The 21,735-nt window shown below is 68.0% G+C and carries 19 protein-coding genes, 1 tRNA gene and 1 pseudogene; 12 read left to right on the top strand and 9 right to left on the bottom strand.

Features of this window, described 5'->3' with window-relative positions; genetic code table 11:
• Positions 1-54: 54 nt before the first annotated feature.
• Both rnpA and rpmH read right to left on the bottom strand, forming a co-directional pair.
• Complete coding sequence (gene rnpA / locus ABD810_RS02045; RefSeq protein WP_425566857.1) at positions 55-426, bottom strand: ribonuclease P protein component; 372 nt, start codon at positions 424-426, stop codon at positions 55-57.
• Between the two features lie 121 nt (positions 427-547).
• On the bottom strand, positions 548-685 hold the full coding sequence (rpmH, locus tag ABD810_RS02040; protein ID WP_010849920.1) for a 50S ribosomal protein L34: 138 nt from the start codon (positions 683-685) through the stop codon (positions 548-550).
• A gap of 558 nt (positions 686-1,243) precedes the next feature.
• Between rpmH and dnaA the strand changes: the two genes are divergently transcribed.
• The 9 genes from dnaA to ABD810_RS01995 all read left to right on the top strand — a co-directional run bounded on the left by dnaA (position 1,244) and on the right by ABD810_RS01995 (position 14,518).
• The gene (dnaA, locus tag ABD810_RS02035) at positions 1,244-3,232 is read left to right on the top strand and encodes a chromosomal replication initiator protein DnaA (protein WP_344933455.1); all 1,989 of its coding nucleotides are present in this window, start codon (positions 1,244-1,246) and stop codon (positions 3,230-3,232) included.
• A gap of 576 nt (positions 3,233-3,808) precedes the next feature.
• Positions 3,809-4,945, top strand: coding sequence for a DNA polymerase III subunit beta (dnaN, locus tag ABD810_RS02030; protein WP_344933451.1), 1,137 nt, complete (start codon positions 3,809-3,811; stop codon positions 4,943-4,945).
• Between the two features lie 85 nt (positions 4,946-5,030).
• Positions 5,031-5,984: a phosphogluconate dehydrogenase (NAD(+)-dependent, decarboxylating) gene (gene gnd, locus ABD810_RS02025; protein ID WP_344933448.1), complete on the top strand. Its 954-nt coding sequence runs from the start codon at positions 5,031-5,033 to the stop codon at positions 5,982-5,984.
• A gap of 431 nt (positions 5,985-6,415) precedes the next feature.
• Positions 6,416-7,645: a DNA replication/repair protein RecF gene (recF, locus tag ABD810_RS02020; RefSeq protein ID WP_344933443.1), complete on the top strand. Its 1,230-nt coding sequence runs from the start codon at positions 6,416-6,418 to the stop codon at positions 7,643-7,645.
• On the top strand, positions 7,635-8,153 hold the full coding sequence (locus ABD810_RS02015) for a DciA family protein (RefSeq protein ID WP_344933441.1): 519 nt from the start codon (positions 7,635-7,637) through the stop codon (positions 8,151-8,153). The genes recF and ABD810_RS02015 overlap by 11 nt, the downstream gene beginning before the upstream one ends.
• A gap of 344 nt (positions 8,154-8,497) precedes the next feature.
• The gene (gene gyrB / locus ABD810_RS02010) at positions 8,498-10,441 is read left to right on the top strand and encodes a DNA topoisomerase (ATP-hydrolyzing) subunit B (protein ID WP_425566833.1); all 1,944 of its coding nucleotides are present in this window, start codon (positions 8,498-8,500) and stop codon (positions 10,439-10,441) included.
• A gap of 42 nt (positions 10,442-10,483) precedes the next feature.
• Positions 10,484-12,985: a DNA gyrase subunit A gene (gyrA, locus tag ABD810_RS02005; protein ID WP_344933435.1), complete on the top strand. Its 2,502-nt coding sequence runs from the start codon at positions 10,484-10,486 to the stop codon at positions 12,983-12,985.
• 818 nt (positions 12,986-13,803) lie between these two features.
• On the top strand, positions 13,804-14,256 hold the full coding sequence (locus ABD810_RS02000; RefSeq protein WP_344933432.1) for a DUF3566 domain-containing protein: 453 nt from the start codon (positions 13,804-13,806) through the stop codon (positions 14,254-14,256).
• Between the two features lie 185 nt (positions 14,257-14,441).
• Positions 14,442-14,518: transfer RNA gene (locus tag ABD810_RS01995), tRNA-Ile, on the top strand.
• Positions 14,519-14,580: 62 nt separating this feature from the next.
• Here the strand turns inward: ABD810_RS01995 and ABD810_RS01990 are convergent.
• Both ABD810_RS01990 and ABD810_RS01985 read right to left on the bottom strand, forming a co-directional pair.
• Entirely contained in the window at positions 14,581-14,763 is a 183-nt protein-coding gene (locus ABD810_RS01990) for a hypothetical protein (RefSeq protein WP_344933430.1), read from the bottom strand.
• A gap of 130 nt (positions 14,764-14,893) precedes the next feature.
• Positions 14,894-15,276 (bottom strand): annotated as a pseudogene (locus tag ABD810_RS01985) (IS5 family transposase); the annotation flags it as partial.
• Between the two features lie 122 nt (positions 15,277-15,398).
• Between ABD810_RS01985 and ABD810_RS01980 the strand changes: the two are divergent.
• Entirely contained in the window at positions 15,399-15,590 is a 192-nt protein-coding gene (locus tag ABD810_RS01980; RefSeq protein WP_344933427.1) for a hypothetical protein, read from the top strand.
• Between the two features lie 7 nt (positions 15,591-15,597).
• Positions 15,598-16,005 (top strand): winged helix-turn-helix transcriptional regulator, encoded by a 408-nt coding sequence (locus ABD810_RS01975; RefSeq protein WP_344933424.1) that lies wholly within the window; start codon positions 15,598-15,600, stop codon positions 16,003-16,005.
• On the opposite strand, the gene ABD810_RS01970 is transcribed toward ABD810_RS01975, so the two are convergent.
• The 5 genes from ABD810_RS01970 to ABD810_RS01950 all read right to left on the bottom strand — a co-directional run bounded on the left by ABD810_RS01970 (position 16,002) and on the right by ABD810_RS01950 (position 19,898).
• Positions 16,002-16,409: a RidA family protein gene (locus ABD810_RS01970; protein ID WP_344933422.1), complete on the bottom strand. Its 408-nt coding sequence runs from the start codon at positions 16,407-16,409 to the stop codon at positions 16,002-16,004. The genes ABD810_RS01975 and ABD810_RS01970 overlap by 4 nt on opposite strands.
• Positions 16,410-16,701: 292 nt before the next feature.
• Positions 16,702-17,766, bottom strand: coding sequence for a helix-turn-helix transcriptional regulator (locus ABD810_RS01965; RefSeq protein ID WP_344933419.1), 1,065 nt, complete (start codon positions 17,764-17,766; stop codon positions 16,702-16,704).
• Positions 17,657-18,478, bottom strand: a complete 822-nt coding sequence (locus ABD810_RS01960) for an alpha/beta fold hydrolase (RefSeq protein ID WP_344933416.1) — start codon at positions 18,476-18,478, stop codon at positions 17,657-17,659. Before ABD810_RS01960 ends, ABD810_RS01965 begins: the two co-directional genes overlap by 110 nt.
• Positions 18,479-18,497: 19 nt before the next feature.
• Positions 18,498-19,067 carry a DJ-1/PfpI family protein gene (locus ABD810_RS01955; RefSeq protein ID WP_344933412.1) on the bottom strand — a complete coding sequence of 190 codons (570 nt, stop codon included), beginning with the start codon at positions 19,065-19,067 and terminating at the stop codon, positions 18,498-18,500.
• Between the two features lie 87 nt (positions 19,068-19,154).
• Positions 19,155-19,898, bottom strand: coding sequence for a GntR family transcriptional regulator (locus tag ABD810_RS01950; protein ID WP_344933410.1), 744 nt, complete (start codon positions 19,896-19,898; stop codon positions 19,155-19,157).
• A 477-nt stretch (positions 19,899-20,375) separates the two neighbouring features.
• On the opposite strand from ABD810_RS01950, the gene ABD810_RS01945 reads away from it, so the two are divergent.
• Positions 20,376-21,713 (top strand): extracellular solute-binding protein, encoded by a 1,338-nt coding sequence (locus ABD810_RS01945; RefSeq protein ID WP_344933408.1) that lies wholly within the window; start codon positions 20,376-20,378, stop codon positions 21,711-21,713.
• Positions 21,714-21,735 lie beyond the last annotated feature (22 nt).

Below are 21,735 nucleotides of genomic sequence, written 5' to 3'. Positions count from 1 at the left end.
GAGGGAGGCTCGCTCCATCCGCGTTCCGCTCTCTGGCTCCCGGGTCACCGCTACTCATGCCTGTCCATCCGTCGCGACCGGACGACCGGATCGTCGTCCAGGCGCCCGTCGCCCGATAAGTCGATCCAGCGCGACATCGAGCTCGGCGGCTAGGTGCTCGCTTCGCGCGGACGCCGCCTGTGGATTGGCGCGTACAACAAGCAGGCTACCTCGCGGTAGCGAGTGCAGGCGGTGGCGCATCAGGTGCCTCAGACGGCGCTTGACGCGGTTCCTGACGACCGCCCCGCCGACGGCCTTGCTGACGACGAATCCGACGAGTGGCGGACCCTCGGGATCTCCCTGGGTGCTCAGGTGGGCGACCAAGGTCGGGCGTCCTGCGCGCTTGCCTCCCCGGATCGCGCTCGCGAACTCCTCACCACGGCGCATACGGGAGGCGGACGGCAGCACGAGTGGACCTGCTTTCAGACGGATATGGGTCCGGGTACGGCTATCGCCCGCCGGTCAATTCCGACGGGCGAGGAAAGCACGCACCGGGCGCTCCGCGCTGTCAGGCGGACAGCTCCGCGCGGCCCTTGCGACGGCGGGCGGCGAGGATGGCACGGCCGGCCCGCGTGCGCATGCGCAGCCGGAAGCCGTGGGTCTTCGCGCGACGGCGGTTGTTCGGCTGGAAAGTACGCTTGCTCACGAGTGGGCTCCAGGCTTGAGTTCACCCGCACACGGTGCGAGCTGTTGACACACAGGGCAAGGCCTGCCGAATGCGTGGGCACGCCAAAGTGCCGTCGCGCGACAAGCCGACCGTCGTACGTTACGGGGCAACCAGGCTAGAGGTCAAACCGGAAAGGCCGGATCAGCCGCCGCCCGTACGGTTATCCACTATTCCACAGGCCGTCTTTCCACCGCCGCCGCGTCATCCACAGTATGTGCACCATGCCGCCCCCAACCTGCCACTAGGCTGTGGACAACGTCTTGAACAGGGATGTGCACAGCGCTACTGTCAGCCCTTCGGACCTTCCCTCCATCTCATCAACGTGCATGGACGCGCGTATGAGAGTTGTGGACACTGTGTGGACCGTATGTGGACATGGTGTGGACCCGTTGTGGACCACCGAAAGGAGCCTGCGGACAACGCTGTGGGGACAGCCGCGAGGCCCGACGCCGAGGGAGCCTGCTCCGGCAGGCATCCATGTGGATAACGAATCGCGGCGCGCGTGCGGGGGCCGCGTAAGGGAGGAGGGGCCGACCAATGGATGGTGTCGACCTCGGTCCGTTGTGGGCCCGGGCGCTGGAGAGCTTCGCCGAAGGAAGCGTCCCGCCTCAGCAGCGCGCGTGGCTGAACATGACCCGGCCGTTCGGTCTGGTGAACGACACGATCATCCTTGCGGCGCCGAACGATTTCGCCAAGGACGTCCTGGAGACCAAGCTCCGCCCGCTCATCGCCCAGGCGCTCTCGCAGGAGTTCGGCCGGCCGATGCGAGTAGCGGTCATGGTGGACCCGATGGCCGGCGCTGGGGACGCCCCGGCCCCGAGGCCTGAGGGATATCCCCAGGGCTCGTCACCCGGTTATCCCCAGGGTGGACAACCGCAGCAGGGGTACGGACAGCCTGGCAGGCAAGGCCCCATGGGCCAGCAGCCCTTTCCCGACCAGGGAGTGTCCACCGACTATCCACAGAACAGGCCACAGGCGCAGCCCTACTCCTATTCCTATGGAGCGAACCCCGACGACTCCTATGGAGGCAATCCCGGAGGGTCCTCCCAGCCGTATCCACAGGACGGCTACCAGGGGCAGGACGGCTACCAGAACCAGGACAACTTCCCCGGCCAGCCGGGTCCGGGCGGCCAGGAGCAGCCTCAGCCTTCCCAGCAGGAACCGCCCGCGTCCCAGCCGTACCCCCGCGGCGACGGCTCGCAGCCCTTTCCGCGTGGCGACGGCGCACAGCCTTTCCCCCGCAGCGACGCCCCGCAGCAGTACTCCCGGGGCGAAACGCCCCAGCAGTACCCCCGCGGTGAGCCCGCTCAGCCGTACGCCCGGGGGGACGCGGCGCAGCAGTACCCCCAGCAGACCGGGGCTTATGGGGGACAACCGCCGTATTCCGGCAGGCCAGAGAGCCAGCCGCCGCGTCCGCGCCAAGAGTCGGAGAGCTACGACCGCCCGGTGCAGAACCGGTGGGACAGCCGGGGCGGCAAGCCCAGTGAGCCCGCGCGGCTGAATCCCAAGTACACCTTCGAGACCTTCGTCATCGGCGCGTCGAACAGGTTCGCGCACGCGGCCGCCGTCGCGGTCGCCGAGGCGCCGGCCAAGGCGTACAACCCGCTGTTCATCTACGGCGATTCGGGGCTGGGGAAGACCCACCTGCTCCACGCGATCGGTCACTACGCGCAGCGGCTCTACGACGGGGCCCGCGTGAGGTACGTCAGCTCGGAAGAGTTCACCAACGACTTCATCAACTCGATCCGCGACCACAAGGCCGACGGATTCAGGGCTCGCTATCGCGCGGTCGACATCCTGCTTGTGGACGACATCCAGTTCCTGGAGGGCAAGGAGCAGACGCAGGAGGAGTTCTTCCACACCTTCAACACGCTGCACAACGCCAACAAGCAGATCGTCATCTCCAGCGACCGGGCGCCCAAGCAACTGGTGACCCTGGAGGACCGGCTCCGCAACCGCTTCGAGTGGGGCCTGATCACCGACGTCCAGCCGCCCGAGCTGGAGACGCGCATCGCGATCCTCCGGAAGAAGGCGATCCAGGAGGGCTTGGCCGCCCCCGGTGACGTGCTCGAATACATCGCCAGCAAGATCTCCACGAACATCCGCGAGCTGGAGGGCGCGCTGATCCGCGTCACGGCGTTCGCCAGCCTGAACCGGCAGTCGGTGGATCTGCAGCTCGCCGAGGTCGTGTTGAAGGACCTCATCACCGAGGACTCCAGCACCGAGATCACGATCGCGACGATCATGGCGCAGACGGCGGCCTACTTCGGGCTGTCGATCGACGACCTGTGCGGAAGTTCGCGCTCGCGCGTACTGGTGACGGCCCGGCAGATCGCCATGTACCTGGCCCGGGAGCTCACCGACCTCTCCCTTCCCAAGATCGGCCAGCAGTTCGGCGGGCGTGACCACACGACGGTCATGCACGCGGAACGCAAGATCCGCTCGCTGATGGCGGAGCGCCGGTCGATGTACAACCAGGTCACCGAGCTGACGAACCGCATCAAACAGAACTCGCGCAACGCCTGATGATCCACAGCCTGTGGATATCTCTGTGGATCAGTGCACAATGCCGGTGAGAAGAGCGAATCCGGGCCGCGAAGCGCTACCAAGCAAGCGAACGGCTGGTCGGAGCCCTGGGGACGAACCTGGGGACATCTTGGGGAAGACCTGGGGACCACCGGTGGACGACCTGGGGACGGCCTGTGGGTAGGGTCTGGAGGCACCCCGAAGTACGCCTCTTACCCCGTGGATAACCGGTGGAAACCTCGTGGATGACCGGTGGATGAACACCCCCGAAACTGGGGACGGCCTGTGTGCAACTCTTGTCTGTCCCCAGGCCCGGCTCGGTAACCCACCGCCCGCCCACAGGCCCGGTGGACAAATAAAGGGCTCTGAGCTGGGAAGACATTAGACTTCCACAGTATCCACGCCCCCTAATGCGATGACCTGTATCTCTCTCTACTTAGAACTCAAGACCCATAGAAGGGTTCTCGCGGCCCTCCCGTGCGGGAGAGTGAACACTTGAATCAACGGCGCGGAGCAGTCGAGCCGGGATGAAGACCGCGATCAAGACACAGACGAACCAACAGGAGGCGGATCCACGTGATGTTCCGTGTCGACCGAGACGTACTCGCAGAGGCGGTCGCGTGGACCGCACGCAGCCTGCCCGCGAGGCCGTCCGTGCCGGTGCTCGCCGGCATGCGGCTGGAGGTCACCGACCAGCAGCAGCTCAAGCTCTCGGGTTTCGACTACGAGGTCTCCGCCGAGGTGACCCTGGAGCTGCAGACCGGTGAACCAGGCCTGGTGCTCGTCTCCGGCCGCCTGCTCGCCGAGATCACGCGCGCTCTCCCCTCACAGCCTGTGGACTTCCTGGTGGAAGGCGCCAAGGCCGTGGTCACCTGTGGAAGCGCCCGGTTCACCCTGCTGACCATGCCCGCGGAGGACTACCCTTCGCTTCCGACGATGCCCCCGGCCGCCGGCCGGGTCGGGAGCGACATCTTCTCCTCCGCCGTCGCCCAGGTCGCCGTCGCGGCGGGCAAGGACGACACGCTGCCCATGCTCACCGGCGTCCGCATGGAGATCGAGGGCGACACCGTGACCCTCGCCGCGACCGATCGCTACCGCCTCGCCGTCCGTGAGCTGAAGTGGCAGCCCGACCAGCCCGACTTCTCGGCCATCGCGATGATCCCGGGCAGGACCCTCGCCGACACGGCCAAGTCGCTGACCACCGGCGCCGAGGTCGAGATCGCGCTCAGCTCCACCGGCGGCACCGGCGAGGGCATGATCGGCTTCTCCAGTGCCGGCCGGCGCACCACCACCCGGCTCCTGGACCCGGAGTTCCCCAAATACCGCTCGCTGCTGCCCACGGAGTTCTCCGCCCACGCCGACCTGGCGACCGCGGCCTTCGTCGAGGCCGTCAAGCGCGTGGCGCTGGTGGCCGAGCGCAACACCCCGGTGCGCCTGGCATTCCACGGGAGCGAGGTCGTGCTGGAGGCCGGCAGCGGCGACGAGGCGCAGGCGGTCGAGGTGCTTCCCGTCGAGTTCGACGGCGACGACATCAACATCGCCTTCAACCACCAGTTCCTGCTGGAAGGGCTCGGCGCCATCGACTCCGACGTGGCCCGCCTGCAGTTCACCACTTCCACCAAGCCGGCCATCCTCACCGGAGGCAAGCCTGTGGACGACGGCGTCACGCCCGACTACCGCTACCTGATCATGCCCATCCGCCTGTCCAGCTAGAGTCCCCGCCGTGCCTTGATTGGACACGGCGGGGCGGGGTACGGCGCGTTCGATGCGTCGTGGATGATGGAGACCTTCACGAGGGGTGGCTGAGATGCAGATCGGCATGGTCGGGCTGGGCAAGATGGGCGGCAACATGGCGGAGCGGCTGCGTCGCGCCGGCCATGACGTTGTCGGCTATGACCGTGACCCGAAGACCAGCGATGTCGCCAGCCTGCACGAGCTGGCGGAGCGACTCGAAGCCCCCCGTGTGGTCTGGGTGATGGTCCCCTCCGGTGATCCGACCCGGGCGACGATCGAGGAACTGGGCAAGGTGCTCTCGCCCGGCGACATCCTCGTCGACGGGGGCAACTCCCACTACCTCGACGACCAGAAGCACGCCGAGCGGCTCGCAGAGCAGGGCATCGGATTCGTCGACGTGGGCGTCAGCGGCGGGGTCTGGGGGTTGGAGAACGGCTACGCCCTCATGGTCGGAGGCGACCCCGAGAACGTCCGCAAGCTCATGCCGATCTTCGAGGCGCTCAAGCCCGAAGGCGAGGACGGCTTCGTCCACGCGGGCAAGGTCGGCGCGGGCCACTTCGCCAAGATGGTCCACAACGGCATCGAGTACGGCATCATGCAGTCGCTCGCCGAGGGCTGGGAACTGCTGGACGCGACCGACATCGTCGACGACGTCCCCGGCACCTTCAAGAGCTGGCGCACCGGCACGGTCATCCGCTCCTGGCTGCTCGACCTGGCGGTGCGCGCGCTCGAGGAGGACTCCGACCTGTCCGACCTCAAGGGGTACGCGCAGGACTCCGGCGAGGGCCGCTGGACCATCCAGGCCGCGATCGAGCACGCCGTTCCGCTGCCCGCCATCACCGCCGCGCTGTACGCCCGCTTCGCCTCGCGCCAGGACGACTCCCCCGCGATGAAGATGATCGCGGCCCTGCGCAACCAGTTCGGCGGCCACGCCGTCTCCTCGGCCGAGGGTCAGCACGCCAAGGGCGCCGACTCCCCAGGCGCCGACGTCATACCCCCTGTGGAAGCCGAGCGCTGAGCCCCGCACAGGAGCGCTGATCCCCGCGCGAGGCCCGGCGGTCCTGTAGGGCAGCCGGGCACGGGCGGCGTCCCACGCCGGTCCGTACCGATCCCAGCGTTCCCTTGGGCATCCCACGCTCCCTCCCGTCTCGCGGGTGGCGTACGGCCGGTACAGGGCCGTACGCGGGTGGCCATGCGGTGCCACGGCCCCGGTCATAAACGCGTGCGGGCGGCGGCCGGTCATACCGCGTGCCGGCGGCGGCCGGTCATACCGCGTGCCGGCGGGGCCGGTCATGCGGCACCATGGCAACCCCTGCGGCGCCCGTCACGCCGCGACGTGACACATGCCGACGTCCCGCGAGTGGGGCCGGCGCAACCTGAGCTACGAACGTCGGCACGCGTTGCGTTCTTGGGCTGTTGTTGTCGTAGGGGCGCACTAACCTTCGTGAGGTGCATGTCGCCCATCTGTCGCTGACCGACTTCCGGTCCTACTCCGCCGTGGAGCTGGCCCTGGAGCCGGGGGTGACGGCGCTCGTCGGCCCGAACGGGCAGGGCAAGACCAACCTGGTAGAGGCCCTGGGCTACGTGGCGACGCTCGCGAGCTTCCGGGTGGCCACCGACGCCCCGCTCGTGCGCCAGGGCGCCAGCCGGGCCATCATCCGCTCCGTGGTCGTCCGCGACGACCGCCGCGCGCTGGTCGAGCTGGAGATCAACCCGGGCCGTGCCAACCGCGCCAGGCTCAACCGCTCCTCGGTGCCCCGCCCGCGTGACGTCCTCGGCCTGCTGCGCACGGTGCTGTTCGCCCCTGAGGATCTCGCCCTCGCGAAGGGCGATCCAGGCGACAGGCGCAGGTTCCTCGACGATCTGCTCGTCGCCCGAGCGCCGCGCTTCGCGGGAGTCCGGGCCGATTACGACCGGGTGCTCAAGCAGCGCGGCGCCCTGCTGCGCACGGCCATGCACGCCAAACCCGGCCGGCGGCAGAGTGCCCGCCGTCAGGAGTCCGAGGCGGGGTTCTCCGCCGCCGGCGCCGGTGACGCTCTCAGCACGCTTGAGGTCTGGGACGCCCACCTGGCCAGGCACGGCGCCGAGTTGCTCGCCGCGCGGCTGGAGCTGGTGCAGGCCCTGCGCCCGCTCGTGGCCCAGGCGTACGCGCTGCTGGCCCCCTCCTCGGCACCCGCCGACATCGAATACCGCGGCACCTTGTCCACAGGGCTGGGGACCGCCGCGGGGACTCCGAGTCCCGTGGCGCCCGAGTTGTCCACAGTCGCCGTGGTCGATCGCGCGGTGCTGGAGGAGGCCCTGCGGGCGAGCCTGCTGGAGGTCCGCCAGGCCGAGCTCGATCGCGGCGTGACGCTCGTCGGACCCCACCGCGACGACCTGCTGCTCCGCCTCGGCGAGCTTCCCGCGCGTGGCTACGCCAGCCACGGCGAGTCCTGGTCGTTCGCGCTCGCGCTGCGCCTCGCCGCGTACGACCTGCTCAAGGCCGAGGGCGGTGACCCGGTGCTGATCCTCGACGACGTGTTCGCCGAGCTCGACAGCCGCAGGCGCCGCAGCCTGGCCGAGATCGTGGCCCCCGCCGAACAGGTCCTGATCACCGCGGCGGTGCCCGAGGACGTCCCCGCGCAGCTCGCGGGTGCCCGGTTCGACGTCGCGGAAGGGAGCGTCACCCGTGTCAGGTGAGCCATCCGGAGTCCAGTCCCCTGAGGGCGTCGCGGCGCGCGGCGCCGCCATGGCGCGCGAGAAGCTCGCCCAGGCGAAATCCGACGCCGCCAAACGCGGGCAGCTTCCCCGGCGCGAGCCTCGTCGCCGATCTTCGGCCCGGCGCGACGCCGGCGATCCCCAGCTTTTCGGGCGTGCCATCCGCGACCTGCTCTCCGATCGCGGATGGGAGCAGCCGCTCGCCGTCGGAGGCGTGTTCGGGAGATGGCACGAGATCGTTGGGGCCGATGTGGCCGCCCACACCAAGCCCGAGACCTTCGCCGACGGAGAGGTTCTGGTCGTGGCCGACTCCACGGCCTGGGCCACCCAGGTGCGCCTGCTTGCGTCCTCCCTGGTCAGGCGGCTGAATGAGGAGCTCGGTGACGGCACGGTGAGCCGGGTGAAGGTGCGCGGACCGCAGAACGGCCCCCGGCCGACAGGCGGATTGCGGGTGACCGGCAGCCGGGGCCCCGGAGACACCTACGGCTGAGCTGTGCGTTTCAGCGTCGTCAGAGCAGCGAAATCGAGGTGGTGACCCCCGGGGAAACCGATCAGAATCACGTTGGCGGCAGTGACCCCCATCCCGGTGGGGGGATGCTGAGGAAGGCCTTCGACGCCCGACAGGCCATCACAGCGGCCGTCAATGCCACCTGATGCGCTTCTGACCGGTAGAATGAAATCGGATTCCGGACACGTCCGCATGCGAGTCACCCCCGGCCGCGCGCCGATCTCCCAGGGTGGTCGCATCGAGGCACTCACGACGGTGACGGGCACGGCAGGGGCAGCCGCATGTGGTCTCTCCCGCCGCGTGTCCGCGGCAGGAGGATTTCGCACTTGTCCTACGACGCTAGCTCAATCACCGTTCTCGAAGGACTTGAGGCGGTTCGTAAGCGCCCTGGTATGTATATCGGCTCCACCGGAGAGCGTGGCCTCCATCACCTCGTCCAAGAGGTCGTGGACAACTCCGTGGACGAGGCACTCGCCGGTCACGCCGACCACATCGAGGTCACGCTGCTGGCGGACAATGGTGTCCGGGTAGTGGACAACGGTCGTGGCATCCCCGTCGGCATCGTCCCCGGTGAGCAGCGCCCGGCCGTCGAGGTCGTCCTCACCGTCCTCCACGCGGGCGGCAAGTTCGACAGCAAGTCCTATGCCGTCTCCGGCGGTCTGCACGGCGTCGGCGTCTCGGTCGTGAACGCCCTCTCCAGGCGGCTCGAGGTGGAGATCAGGACCGAGGGGCACTACTGGCGGCAGTCCTACTCCGAGAGCAGGCCGATCGCTCCTCTGGCCAAGGGCGAGCCCACCGACGAGACCGGCACCTCGATCACCTTCTGGGCCGACGAGACCATCTTCGAGACCACCACCTGGAACTTCGAGACGCTGTCGCGCCGGTTGCAGGAGATGGCGTTCCTGAACAAGGGGCTCACGATCGTCCTCAACGACGAGCGCGAGGACCACGTCAACGGCTCGCCCCGCACCGTGACCTATCACTACGAGGGCGGCATCTCCGACTTCGTCCGGCACATCAACGCCAAGAAGGACGCCGTCCACGGCTCGGTCATCGACTTCGAGTCCGAGGGCGAGGGCATCTCCGTCGAGATCGCGATGCAGTGGAACGCCTCCTACAGCGAGTCGGTCTACACGTTCGCCAACACGATCAACACCGCCGAGGGCGGCACCCACGAGGAAGGCTTCCGCGCGGCGCTGACCACCATCGTCAACCGCTACGCCCGCGAGCAGAAGTTCCTCAAGGAGGGCAAGGACGACAACCTCACCGGTGACGACATCCGTGAGGGCCTGACCGCCATCATCTCGGTGAAGCTGACCGACCCGCAGTTCGAGGGCCAGACCAAGACCAAGCTCGGCAACACCGAGGCCAAGTCGTTCGTGCAGAAGGCCTGCAACGACTACATCCGCGACTGGTTCGAGCGGAACCCCGGCGAGGCCAAGGAGATCCTCAACAAGTCTCTCCAGGCCTCTCGCGCCCGCATCGCCGCGCGTCAGGCGCGCGACCTCACCCGCCGTAAGTCGCTGCTGGAGGCGGGCTCGGGGCTGCCGGGCAAGCTGGCCGACTGCCAGTGGACCGAGCCCGAGAAGTGCGAGCTCTACATCGTCGAGGGCGACTCGGCCGGTGGCTCCGCCAAGGGCGGCCGCGATCCCAAGTTCCAGGCGATCCTCCCGATCCGCGGCAAGATCCTCAACGTCGAGAAGGCCCGCATCGACCGGGTGCTCAAGAACAACGAGGTCCAGGCGCTGATCACCGCTCTCGGCACCGGCGTGCACGCCGAGTTCGACATCGCGAAGCTCCGCTACCACAAGCTCATCCTCATGGCGGACGCCGACGTCGACGGCCAGCACATCACCACGCTGCTGCTGACGCTGCTCTTCCGTTTCATGCGGCCGCTGATCGAGGCGGGCCACGTCTACCTCTCCCAGCCGCCGCTGTACAAGATCAAGTGGGACCGCAAGGGCGAGGACGCCAGCTACGCCTACTCCGACCGCGAGCGCGACTCCATCATCAACGCCGGAGTCGAGCAGGGCCGGCGCGACCCGCGCGCGCACGACGGAGTCCAGCGCTTCAAGGGTCTGGGCGAGATGAACGCCGCCCAGCTCTGGGACACCACGATGAACCCGGCGACCCGGGTTCTGCTTCAAGTCACCCTCGACGACGCCGCCCAGGCCGATGAGATGTTCACCGTGCTGATGGGTGAGGACGTCGAGGCACGGAGGTCGTTCATCATTAGAAACGCACGGGATGTCCGATTCCTAGACGTGTAGCGGCAGCCGTACAGACTCATCTCCCAAAAGGACATAGCACCCGTGACCGAAGTCAACATCCCGCCGGGGCCTCCGGCTGACCGCGTCGAGCCCGTCGACATCCAGTCCGAGATGCAGCGCAGCTACATGGACTATGCGATGTCGGTCATCGTGTCCCGAGCGTTGCCCGACGTGCGTGACGGCCTGAAGCCCGTGCACCGGCGTGTCCTCTACGCCATGTACGACGGCGGATACCGGCCCGACCGTGGATATTTCAAGTGCTCCCGCGTCGTCGGCGACGTGATGGGCTCCTACCACCCCCACGGCGACGCGTCGATCTACGACACCGTCGTGCGGCTCGCGCAGCCCTGGGCGCTGCGATACACCCTGGTCGACGGCCAGGGCAACTTCGGCTCGCCGGGCAACGACCCCGCGGCCGCGATGCGATACACCGAGTGCCGGCTCGCGCCGATCGCCATGGAGATGCTCCGTGACATCGACAAGGACACCGTCAACTTCCAGCCGAACTACGACGGGCGCTCCCAGGAGCCGATCGTCCTGCCGGCGAGGTTCCCCAACCTGCTGGTCAACGGCGCCGCCGGCATCGCGGTCGGCATGGCGACCAACATCCCGCCGCACAACCTGCGCGAGGTCGCCGAGGCCGTCAAGTGGGCTCTGGAGCACCCCGAGGCCTCTGATGAGGAGCTCCTCGAAGCGCTGATCGTCCGCGTCAAGGGTCCCGACTTCCCCACCGGCGCGCTCATCGTCGGCCGCCGCGGCATCGACGACGCCTACCGCACCGGGCGCGGCTCGATCACGATGCGGGCCATCGTCGAGGTCGAAGAGGACGCCAAGGGCCGGCAGAACCTCGTGGTGACCGCCCTGCCGTACCAGGTGAACCCCGACAACCTGGCGCTGACCATCGCCGAGCTGGTCAAGGACGGCAAGGTCACCGGCATCGCCGACGTGCGCGACGAGACCTCCTCGCGCACCGGCCAGCGTCTGGTCATCGTGCTCAAGCGCGACGCGGTCGCCAAGGTCGTGCTGAACAACCTCTACAAGCACACCCAGCTCCAGACCACCTTCGGCGCGAACATGCTGGCGCTGGTCGACGGCGTGCCGAGGACGCTCCGCCTCGACCAGTTCGTCAAGCACTACGTGGCCCACCAGATCGAGGTCGTGGTCCGCCGCACCCGCTACCTGCTCCGCAAGGCGCAGGAGCGTGCCCACATCCTGAGCGGTCTGCTCAAGGCCATGGACCGCATGGACGAGGTCATCGCGCTGATCCGCAGGTCGCCCTCGGCGGCGCAGGCGGTCGGCGGCCTGATCGAGCTGCTGGAGATCGACGAGATCCAGGCTCAGGCCATCCTCGACATGCAGCTGCGCAAGCTCGCCGCGCTGGAGCGCCAGCAGATCATCGACGAGTACGAAGCCCTGATGACGCAGATCGCCGGGTACGAGGCGATCCTGGCGTCGGAGCCGCGGCAGCGGCAGATCGTGGCCGACGAGCTCAGCGACATCGTCGGCAAGTTCGGTGACGAGCGCAAGACCGAGATCATCGCCTACGACGGTGACATGTCCATCGAGGACCTCATCGCCGAAGAGGACATGGTCGTCACGATCACCCGTGGCGGTTACGCCAAGCGCACCAGGACCGACCTCTACCGCGCGCAGAAGCGCGGCGGCAAGGGCGTGCGCGGCGCGCAGCTCCGGCAGGACGACATCGTCGAGCACTTCTTCGTAACGACGACCCACCACTGGCTGCTGTTCTTCACCAACAAGGGCCGCGTCTACCGGATCAAGGCATACGAACTTCCCGACTCGGGCCGCGACGCGCGTGGCCAGCACCTGGCGAACCTCCTGGCGATGCAGCCCGACGAGCACGTCATGGAGATCCTCGATCTTCGTGACTACCAGGTCTCGCCGTACCTCGTGCTGGCGACCCGCAGCGGTCTGGTGAAGAAGACCCGGCTGTCGGAGTACGACTCCCCCAGGTCCGGCGGCCTGATCGCCATCAGCCTCCGCGAGGACGACGAGGTGATCGCCGCCCGGCTCGTCTCCGAGGAGGACGACCTCCTGCTGATCTCCCGCGGCGCGAAGTCGATCCGCTTCACCGCCTCCGACGAGGCCCTGCGCCCGATGGGCCGCGCCACCAGCGGTGTCATCGGCATGAGGTTCCTCGATGGGGACGAATTGCTGGCGATGAACGTCGTCAGCGATGGCGCCGACGTGCTTATCGCGACCGTCGGTGGGTATGCGAAGCGGACACCTTCGGATCAATATCCCGTTCAAGGCAGAGGCGGGCAAGGTGTACTGACTGCGAAGATTGTCAGTGCCCGTGGCAAGCTGGTCGGAGCAGTCATGGTGAGTCCCGAGGACGAGGTGTTCGCTATCACCTCGGCCGGCGGGGTGATCCGGACCAGTGCGGGCGAGATCAAGCAGTCCGGCCGCCAGACCATGGGAGTGCGCCTGATGAACCTCTCGGAGGGAGACAGCGTGGTTGCCCTCGCCCGCAACGCCGAAGCGCTGGACACCGAGGACAACGGGGGAGATGACGAGGAATGAGCCCTCAGGCCAACTCCGGGAATACCGGTAAATCATCCGGTACATCGGCGAACCGCAAGCGAACCTCCGCCAAGGGACCCCGCCCTGCCTCCTCGGTGAACTCTTCGACACGTAATCAAGTGACGGAGAGCGTGAACACCTCGGAAAATACGGGCAAGGGTCAGCCCCCGGGGGACCAGAGTGATGACAGGGTAGTTGTCGTGTCCAGTGACGATGATGCGGTGACCCCTGCCGGAGATGGCAAGGACGGAGACGCGACCCTTCGCATCCGCTCCTCGGCCGTTCCTGAAAACAACGCCTGGTCTCCTACTCCCGACAGTCCGGGAGGGGGTCCCACCAGGCCCGCGCAGAAGCCGCCCGCGGCGGCTCCGGCTCCCGCGATGCCCGCCGGCCCGTCGACCGCTCCGCGGCCCGGCCCCGGCGGCACCCCGCGGCCCGGTCCCGACGGTCCTGGTCCCGACTCACGGCCCGGCCCCGGTGGCGCTCCCCGCCCCGGAGCCGCTCCCGGCCCTTCCGGTACGCCCGGAACCACTCCCGGAACCACTCCCGGCTCGGGAAGGCCCGGTCCTGGGGCCACTCCCGGCTCTGGGAGGCCCGGCCCCGGAGGTATCCCCGACGGAAGGCCCGGTCCCGGAACTCCCGACTCCGGAAGGCCCGGCCCCGGCTCAGGGACGATTCCCGGCTCCACCCGGCCGGGTCCTGGATCCACTCCGGGCCCCACGGGTCCCGGCGGCCAGCGCACGGGCGCAGGGCCCGCGCAGCGTACGGGCACGGCCACCGGTCCTGGCGGCGGGACCAAGCAGGGGGGTTTCGGAGCCATGTCGGCCCTGGCCACCCCCGAACCGGTCGTCGGGCAGCGCCCCGAGCAGCGTGACAAGCCCGCACCGGTCAAGGCCCCGCGCAAGGCCCACCTGGTGCTGCGCAGAATCGAGCCGTGGTCGGCGATGAAGTTCAGCTTCGTCGTCTCCCTGGTCTGCTTCGTGGTGCTGTTCGTGGCCGTGGCCGTGCTGTACGGCGTGCTGTCGGCCCTCGGTGTCTTCGACTCCATCGTGAACACCGTGACCCAGCTCACCGTCCCCGACGGCAAGACGAGCAGCGGCCTCGACATCAAGTCGTGGTTCGAGCCCGTGCGGATCCTCGGCTACACCGCTCTCCTCGGCGCGGTGAACGTCGTACTGATCACCGCGCTCTCCACGCTCGGAGCCGTCATCTACAACGTCGCCTCCGATCTGGTCGGCGGCGTCGAGGTGACCTTCAGCGAGGCCGAGTAGTGCTGTAGGTGCCGTTGAGGGTCCGTCCCCCCGCCCTCAACGGCATCCCTACACTCCCCGCGTCAGACGATAACGAGTGCATCCCGTTGGCGCGGGAAGCCTGAGAGCACGGTAAGCTTTTCCGTGTCAGACAGACGGTTCGCTTCCGCTCCGCGGAGGCGATAGTCTTCTCTGCGCCGCACAGCGGGGCTATAGCTCAGACGGTTAGAGCGCTTCCCTGATAAGGAAGAGGTCCCAGGTTCAAGTCCTGGTAGCCCCACCAGCCAAAACGCCCCGAACGGATCTCCGTCCGGGGCTGTTTACTGCAACCACTACTGCAACGGCCTATTCGAACAGGTCGTTGACCTTGCGAATCGCGCTCTCCCGGCTTTCCTCGTCGCCGTGCGTGTAGATCTCCATCGTGACCGAGATCCGGCTGTGCCCGAGAATCTCCATCGCGTCGCGGGGTGACTTCACCTGCAATTCGTTGATCTTCGTGCGCACCTGTTCAGCGGTCTTGCCGTACACGGTCTTCCGCTTCTCGGTGCCGTCGGTTGTGAGGACGTACGCCTGACCGCACCATGTGCCATCCGACCGCTGGTACACGGTGCCCTCGCCGTTGCCCCGCCTGCTACGCCGGGGCTTCTTAGACGACGACTCATTTGGTGAGGCGGCGGTAGCAGATGAGGGCTGCGGCGATGGCGACGAAGGATGCGAAGTGGTCGGCCCGGCGTTCGTAGCGGCGGTGTAAGCGTCGGCAGCCGGCCAGCCAGGAGACGGTCCGTTCCACGACCCAGCGGTGGCGTCCCGCCGCCGGCTGGACTCGATCCCTCGGCGGGCGATGCGCGGGATGATCCCGCGCCCGCGCAGGAAGGTTCGCAGGCGCGGGTGGTCGTAGCCCTTGTCGCCGTGGAGCTTGGCGGGCCGGCGGCGTCGTGGGCGGCGCCGGGAGCGGATCGGCGGGATGCCGCGCACCAGCGGTTCCAGTGCAAGGCTGTCGTGGGTGTCGGCCGCGCTGATCGCGACAGAGATCGGCAGACCGATGTCCGTGACCACACGCCCACGTTAGCGGCGCTCGGCGCTCATCGAGCCGAACACCTGCTCCGGCGTGCCCTGCTCCCGGGTGGCGAGCGGGGCACGTACCGCACTCAGCAGTTGGCGAGATGGTCACCAACGTCGGCGACACAGGTGTCGGTACCGCCGGTGACGAACGGACCGCGGCCGTCGAGGGTGTCGTTGCCTCCGATGCCGTCCAGCCTGTCGTTGCCGAATTCACCCGGACCGTGTCGGATACCGGTCCGACGATCAGTTTGCCATCGGCGCCGAAGACGGGTTCACTCTCTTGCGGTTACTGAAGAACCATTGGAGAGTCTGGCGATGGGAACTAGACAGGAAATCAGCGAGCTGCCGCCGGGCGCCGATCTGGCGCGTGCTGACTCGCTGGCACGCGAGATCTTCTCGGACGTGGCCAACAAGTGGGCGTTTCTGATCGTCGAATTCCTCGGTCAGGGAACCCTGCGGTTCAGCGAGCTTCGCCGCGAGATCGGTGGCATCAGCCACAAGATGCTGACCCAGAACCTGCGAATGCTGGAGCGCAACGGCCTGGTGGAGCGGACCGTGCACCCCAGCATCCCGCCCCGCGTGGAGTACACCCTCACCGAGGCCGGCGAGGCTCTGCGCGAGGTGATCGACGGCATGTGCGGCTGGACCCAGCGTTTTCTGGGCCACATCGAGATGTCGCGCCGCCAGTTCGGCGCATCGCAGCCCTAATCGAGGACGGCCGTCGCCTCGACCTCGACCAGGTGTTCGGGCACATCCAGTGCCGCGATACCGAATAGCGAGGCCGGCGCCGCGGGCGTGATACCCAGTTTCGTGGACGCCTGAGCGATCCCGGCCAGCAGCTCCGGCATCCGCTGCGGCGCCCAGTCGACGACGTGCACGGTCAACTTCACCACGTCGGCGAAGGACGCCCCGACGCCTGCCAGCGCGGTAGCGACGTTGAGGTAGCACTGCTCGACCTGGGCGGCGAGGTCATTCTTACCGACGGTGTTCCCGTCCGTGTCCCAGGCGACCTGCCCGGCCACGTGGATCAGCTTCGAGCCGGTTGCCACCGACACCTGCCGGTAGACGCCGACCTGCGGCAGCCCGCTCGGGTCGACCAGGGTGACGGCCATGGAGGTGCCTCCTACTCTCTTTCGGTTACCTGGTAACCGTAGGAGATCGTCAGCGTGGTGAGAAGAAGGCACTTTCTCGAAACCTAGGAACCTCCCGGTGACCGTCCTCGCACCCCGCGCCGCACGGCTACCCCCCTGGGACGGCCATCGCCATCGACCTCGATGAGCGGATCACCGATGAGGTTCGCCGGGTACGCGGCGCGGAACACGAGGACTGCGCTTGGGACGAGCCGTGCTGATGGCCGCCTACCGGGTCGGCGGCCCGCACAGAACCATGCCGTCGCCAGGTGGCTCAATCACCTGACCGGCGGCTTGCCGTGATCTGGTACTCACTGACTGTCAAGCCGAGCAGCCGCAGGTTTTCCTGTGACGGGCTGCCAGGGTCGGCGGTGTAGAGGAAGAGTGTCTGGTCCTCGTCGCCGGGCAGCGTCAAGGCTTCATACCGTAAGGTGATCGGCCCGACGGCGGGGTGGATCATGTGCTTGGTGCCGTGGGTGCGCTCGTGCACCTTGTGGCTGTTCCACCACGTACGGAACTCAGGGCTCTTGATCGTGAGTTCGCCGACCAGTTCGCTGAGCCTGGTGTCGTCCGGGTTGCGGCCGGCGTAGAGGCGCAGCGTGCCGACGACGTCGGCGGCCACGGACGGCCAGTCGAGGAAAGCGGCGCGGGCGCCGGGATCGAGGAAGATCCACCGCGTGTAGTTGCGGTCCCGGGCCGGCAGCCGCGTCCAGTCGGTGAGCAGGGCGCGGGCGAGCAGGTTCGCGGCCAGCACGTCGGTGCGCCGGCCCAGGATCACTGCCGGGTGCTCGGTCATCGAGGCGATCATCTGCTGCATGGCCGGGCGCACGCGCTGCGGCGGTGGCTGCCTGGCGCGTTGCCGGGCCGGTCGCGCGAGGTCGGCCAGGTGTGCGCGGGCGGCCGGATCCAGCCGGAACACCCGTGCCAGGGCGTCAACGACCGCGTCCGACGGGGTGCTGTGGCGTGCCTGCTCCAGGCGGGTGTAGTAGTCGACGCTCACTCCGGCGAGATGCGCCACCTCCTCTCGACGCAACCCGCGTACTACCCCTCCACCGCGCGGTCGGGGTCCACCCGGCGGGCGGGGTCGTAGCCCAACATGTCCACGAACAGCACCCCGCCGGCGAACCAGCTGCACGATCGCGCCGGACCGCCGTGCCCGCAGGTGGGGAAGGGCGGCGCGGGTCAGCGCGGCGGGGCCGAAGAAGTGGACCTCCAACAGCGCCCGCTGATCAGTGACCTCGTTCCTGGCCGAGGAAGCACGACAGGAGTCGCCTGAAGTCGTGCGGGTGCTCGAGCGCCGGCACGTGCCCGCATCGGCCGAGCACGTACAGACGGACATCGGCCAGGTGTTCGAGCAGGGGCAGGGCTGCCGTCCCGAGCGGGGTGACTCGGTCCTCGGCGCCGTGGACGAGCAGCACGGGCGCGCGGACCCCTGCCAGCGTTTGCGCCGAGAGGGTGAGCTCGTCGGCCCAACGTGCCCTAGGTGGAGGGAACAACGACGCGAATGCGGCCGCCCCCGCTCGCATCGCAGCTGCACGGGCAGCGACGGCCGACTCGGTCACGAGCGCTTGGTCGAGGACGAGGCGACTCAACATGTCTCGTGCCCCGAGCGGGCCGGCGGGGGCGGCCCAGACCGCGTCGAGCTCGGCGGACAGCGGCGCCCCGGGGGCGCCCATCGTCGAGACCGCCACGACACGGGTGACCTGCTGGGGACGCGCGGCCGCCAACGCCAGCGCCACGGCACCGCCCATGGAGTGGCCCACCACGGCGTAGTGCTCGACACCGAGAGCATCCATCAGGCCCGCGGCCTGTTCCGTCCAGAGCCGGAGCCCACCCCTGGAGCCCGCCGGGATCGGTGTACGGCCGAACCCCGCCTGGTCAGGAGCCACCAGGTGCCAGGACGTGCCCAGCGCCTGTGCCGTCGTCGCCCAGGCGCCGGATCCGGTCGTACCGGGTCCGGAGCCGTGCAGCATCAGCACCGCGGGCCCGGTGCCGCTCTCCAGGACGTGGACGGGGGAGCCGTCGACGGTGACGGTCCGAAGTGCCGTCACCGGGACAGGTCCGGTGTGCTCATGCCGATGCGGAGTTGACGGACTTCGAGAAGACCTCCATCATCGCCCTGCCGAATTGCGGCATGTCGGGCCACCCCCGGCAGGAGACGAGGTTGCCGTCCACGACGTCGGGAGCGTCGACGACCGTCGCGCCCGCGTTCTCCATGTCACCGGTGATGGGGGGGAAGCACGCCGTCCTTCGACCCTTCAGCAGCCCGTACACAGCCGGCACCTGCGCGCCGTGGCACACCAGCGCGATCGGGAGGTCGCGCGCGAAGAAGTGCTCGGTGATGCGCCTGACGTCGGCGTCGACCCGGATCCATTCGGGGGCACGTCCCCCAGGGATGATGAGGGCGTCATAGCGCTCGACGTCGACCTCGGCCCAGGGCACGTCGACCGGCAACTTTCGGCCGTTCTTCTCCACGTAGGCGTCGGAGTTGGGGTCGAACTCGTGGATGACCAGCTGAACGTCACGCATCGTCCGTGACGAGACGTCAACGTCCCAGCCGCCCTCCTGCACGCGATAGTAGGGATACATGGTGTCGAGCTCCTCGGCGGCGTCGCCGGTCAGGAGCAGCGCTCTGGGCACCTGCTTCTCCTCACATCTGGGGCGGGTGAGGTGGATCCAATCCGATCCGATCCGATTGAGTTAGCATTCCTCGGCCCAGCCCGCCCGTCAAGCCTTTACCGCCATTCCGTCCGCGCCCTTGGCCTCGTCGAACAATCGTCGGAACCGCTCGCCGGACAGCAGGATGTGCCGACGCATGGCGTAGGCGGCGGCGTCGGGGTCACGTGCGGCGATCGCGGCCAGAACTTCTTCGTGCTCGGCCATGGCCAAGTGAGTGACCTGGGTGTCGTGGAGAAGCCGGAACAGGTGCACGTGCGTGTGCAGGCGAGCGAGCGCTTCGCGGATGACCTGGTTCTCCGCGCTCAGGGCGACGAGATCGTGAAAAGCGGCGTCGCGTAGCCCGAAGGCGCCATAGGCCATGGGCCCATCGCCCCCCTCCAGCTCCGCCATCTCCTCCAGCATTCGTCGCAGACCGGCCACCTGCTTCGAGGATGCGCGTTCGGCGGCTTTGCGCGCCGCTGCCGGCTCGAGGAGCAGGCGGAGCTCAAGCATGTCCTCGAATCGGTGACGGGTGATTTGGGGGGGAATGCGATAGCCGGCATGGGGCACACGCACGACCAGGCCCTCGGCCTCCATGCGGTTCAGAGCGTCTCGGATCGGCGTCTGCGAGACCCCCAGCTCTCGCGCCAGGACGTCGATCGTGACGCGGGAGCCAGGCTCGATCCGTAGCGACATCAGCTGTCCGAGCAGCGTGTCGTACACCTCGTCGGCAAGCCGGCCGCGAGATCTTCCCGGCGGCGTTCCGCCCGTCATGGCCCCACGGCGCCGCGCGATCATCGCTTCGTCGTCCATCGTGACGTGAGGTCCTTTCTTGCGTCTTCGGGAACCTGTTGACATCGGTCGCAACGCTGCGGGATGCTGCCCCCACTCGGATCGTATAGGAAATGTGACGGATGCCAGCCATCCTTCACCCATCGCGGAACCGCCCGCCATCGCTCCGCTTCGATCAGTTGGAGCTCCCATGAGCATGCTCGACGTCCTACTCGATTCGCCCCCGGGCCGCACAAGGACCGAAGGACTTCTCGACTGCTTGAAGCCCCATTACATCGCGGCGTACTCGTGACGCCGGTCCGCGGGTCAGCCCCTGCGACGGCCGGCAACACGCCTGAACAACCCAGCAACCGCTCGGCGAAGCACGCAGCAAGGCTCCAGAGGTCCCCACCCAGAAAGCAGGCAAGAAGGATGCGGTATCCAAAGCGAATAGGACGACTGTCCGTTCCCCGTCGAAAGGTGCGGCTGGCGACGGCGGCCATGTTGGTGGCCACGACCATGGCGGCTTGCGGTCAGGACGACGGCGCGAAGGCGAGCGCCCCCAAGGCACCGGCGGCCATCCCGGAGCTCGCCAAGGACCCGCTGACCCTCAGCTTCATCTGGTTCGACTGGCCCCCCGCCCACGCGCTGGAAGCCTTCGCGAACGCCGAGTACACCAAGGAGCGGTCGAACGTGACCGTCAAGGTCAAAACCGTGCCGAACGCGAACTGGCACGACGCGATGTTCACCCAGTTCGCAGCGCACAAGACCGACTTCGACATCCCGATCCTGGACTCGCAACACATCGGCGAGGCCGTGACGAACGGCAACATCCTCGACATCACCGACTTCGTCAAGGCGAACATCGACCTCAAGGCCTACAACCCGTACCTCCTGGCGGCCTACGGCCAGTTCCCCCAGGCGGAGACCGGGAAGCGCGACGAAAACGCCAGCATGTACGGACTGCCGCTGCTCGGCGACACCTGGACGATGATCTACCGCAAGGACCTGATCGGCGACAAGCCACCGCAGACGTGGGACGAGATGATCTCAGTCGCCGAGAAGTGCCAGGCGGACCACCCTGGCGTCAGCGGGCTGGCTTTCCACCAGGCCAACGGCTCCGACGCCGCGGCCGTAACCTACAACACGGTCAACGGCGTCTACGGCGGCAACCTCTGGGACTCCAAGACGCGCAAGATCGACGGCGTCCTCAACGACACTGCGGGCCAGGAGGCGATGGACGTCCTGGTCAACAAGATGAAGCCGCTGACCGCCAAGGGCTCCGGCAACTGGTTCATCGACGAGGTGAACGCGGCGGTCGCCCAGGGCAAGGCATGCATCGCGTTCAACTGGATCGCCGCGAGCGGCGGCCTGCTTGACCCGAAGCAGTCGACGCTCGGCACCACGCGGGAGCAGATTCTCGACAAGCTGGGTTTTGCCACCCTGCCGAGCCAGAAGACGAACCTGGTGCCTCTCGGCGGCATGGGGATGCACGTATCGGCCTACTCCCCCAAGGCGAACCAGGCGGAGGCCCTGAACTTCATGAAGTGGTTCGAGCGGGCCGACATCCAGAAGAAGTGGGCCGCGGCCGGTGGCGTGCCATCGCGTACGGACGCCCTGGAGTCGCCCGAGTTCCTCAATGCCGGGCCGTTCAACAAGGTGTACGCCGACTCGGTTCCGCGGATGCGGGACATGTGGAACGTGCCCGAGTACGCGCGCCTCGTCGACATTGAGAACACCAACGTGAACGCGGCCCTCAACGGCGCGAAGAAGCCGAAGGACGCGCTCGACGACATCGCCAAGCAGCAGCAGGGCGTGCTCGACTCCGGCAGCCGCAAGGGCGGCGGCGGACTGTGAGTGACCCCGCCCCTCTGACGAC

The organism is Sphaerisporangium flaviroseum (assembly GCF_039537005.1).
In the GTDB taxonomy this organism is placed as follows: Bacteria; Actinomycetota; Actinomycetes; order Streptosporangiales; family Streptosporangiaceae; genus Sphaerisporangium; species Sphaerisporangium flaviroseum.
This window is presented reverse-complemented; position numbering and strand designations above follow the sequence as displayed.

Excerpts from the sequence above, each read along its gene's own strand:
- rnpA (WP_425566857.1), bottom strand. The coding sequence starts at position 426 with ATGCGCCGTGGTGAGGAGTTCGCGAGCGCGATCCGGGGAGGCAAGCGC.
- ABD810_RS01945 (WP_344933408.1), top strand. The coding sequence starts at position 20,376 with ATGGCGGCTTGCGGTCAGGACGACGGCGCGAAGGCGAGCGCCCCCAAG.
- dnaA (WP_344933455.1), top strand. The coding sequence starts at position 1,244 with ATGGATGGTGTCGACCTCGGTCCGTTGTGGGCCCGGGCGCTGGAGAGC.
- ABD810_RS01950 (WP_344933410.1), bottom strand. The coding sequence starts at position 19,898 with ATGGACGACGAAGCGATGATCGCGCGGCGCCGTGGGGCCATGACGGGC.
- ABD810_RS01965 (WP_344933419.1), bottom strand. The coding sequence starts at position 17,766 with ATGTCCGTCTGTACGTGCTCGGCCGATGCGGGCACGTGCCGGCGCTCG.
- ABD810_RS02000 (WP_344933432.1), top strand. The coding sequence starts at position 13,804 with ATGTCGGCCCTGGCCACCCCCGAACCGGTCGTCGGGCAGCGCCCCGAG.
- ABD810_RS01980 (WP_344933427.1), top strand. The coding sequence starts at position 15,399 with ATGGTCACCAACGTCGGCGACACAGGTGTCGGTACCGCCGGTGACGAA.
- ABD810_RS01970 (WP_344933422.1), bottom strand. The coding sequence starts at position 16,409 with ATGGCCGTCACCCTGGTCGACCCGAGCGGGCTGCCGCAGGTCGGCGTC.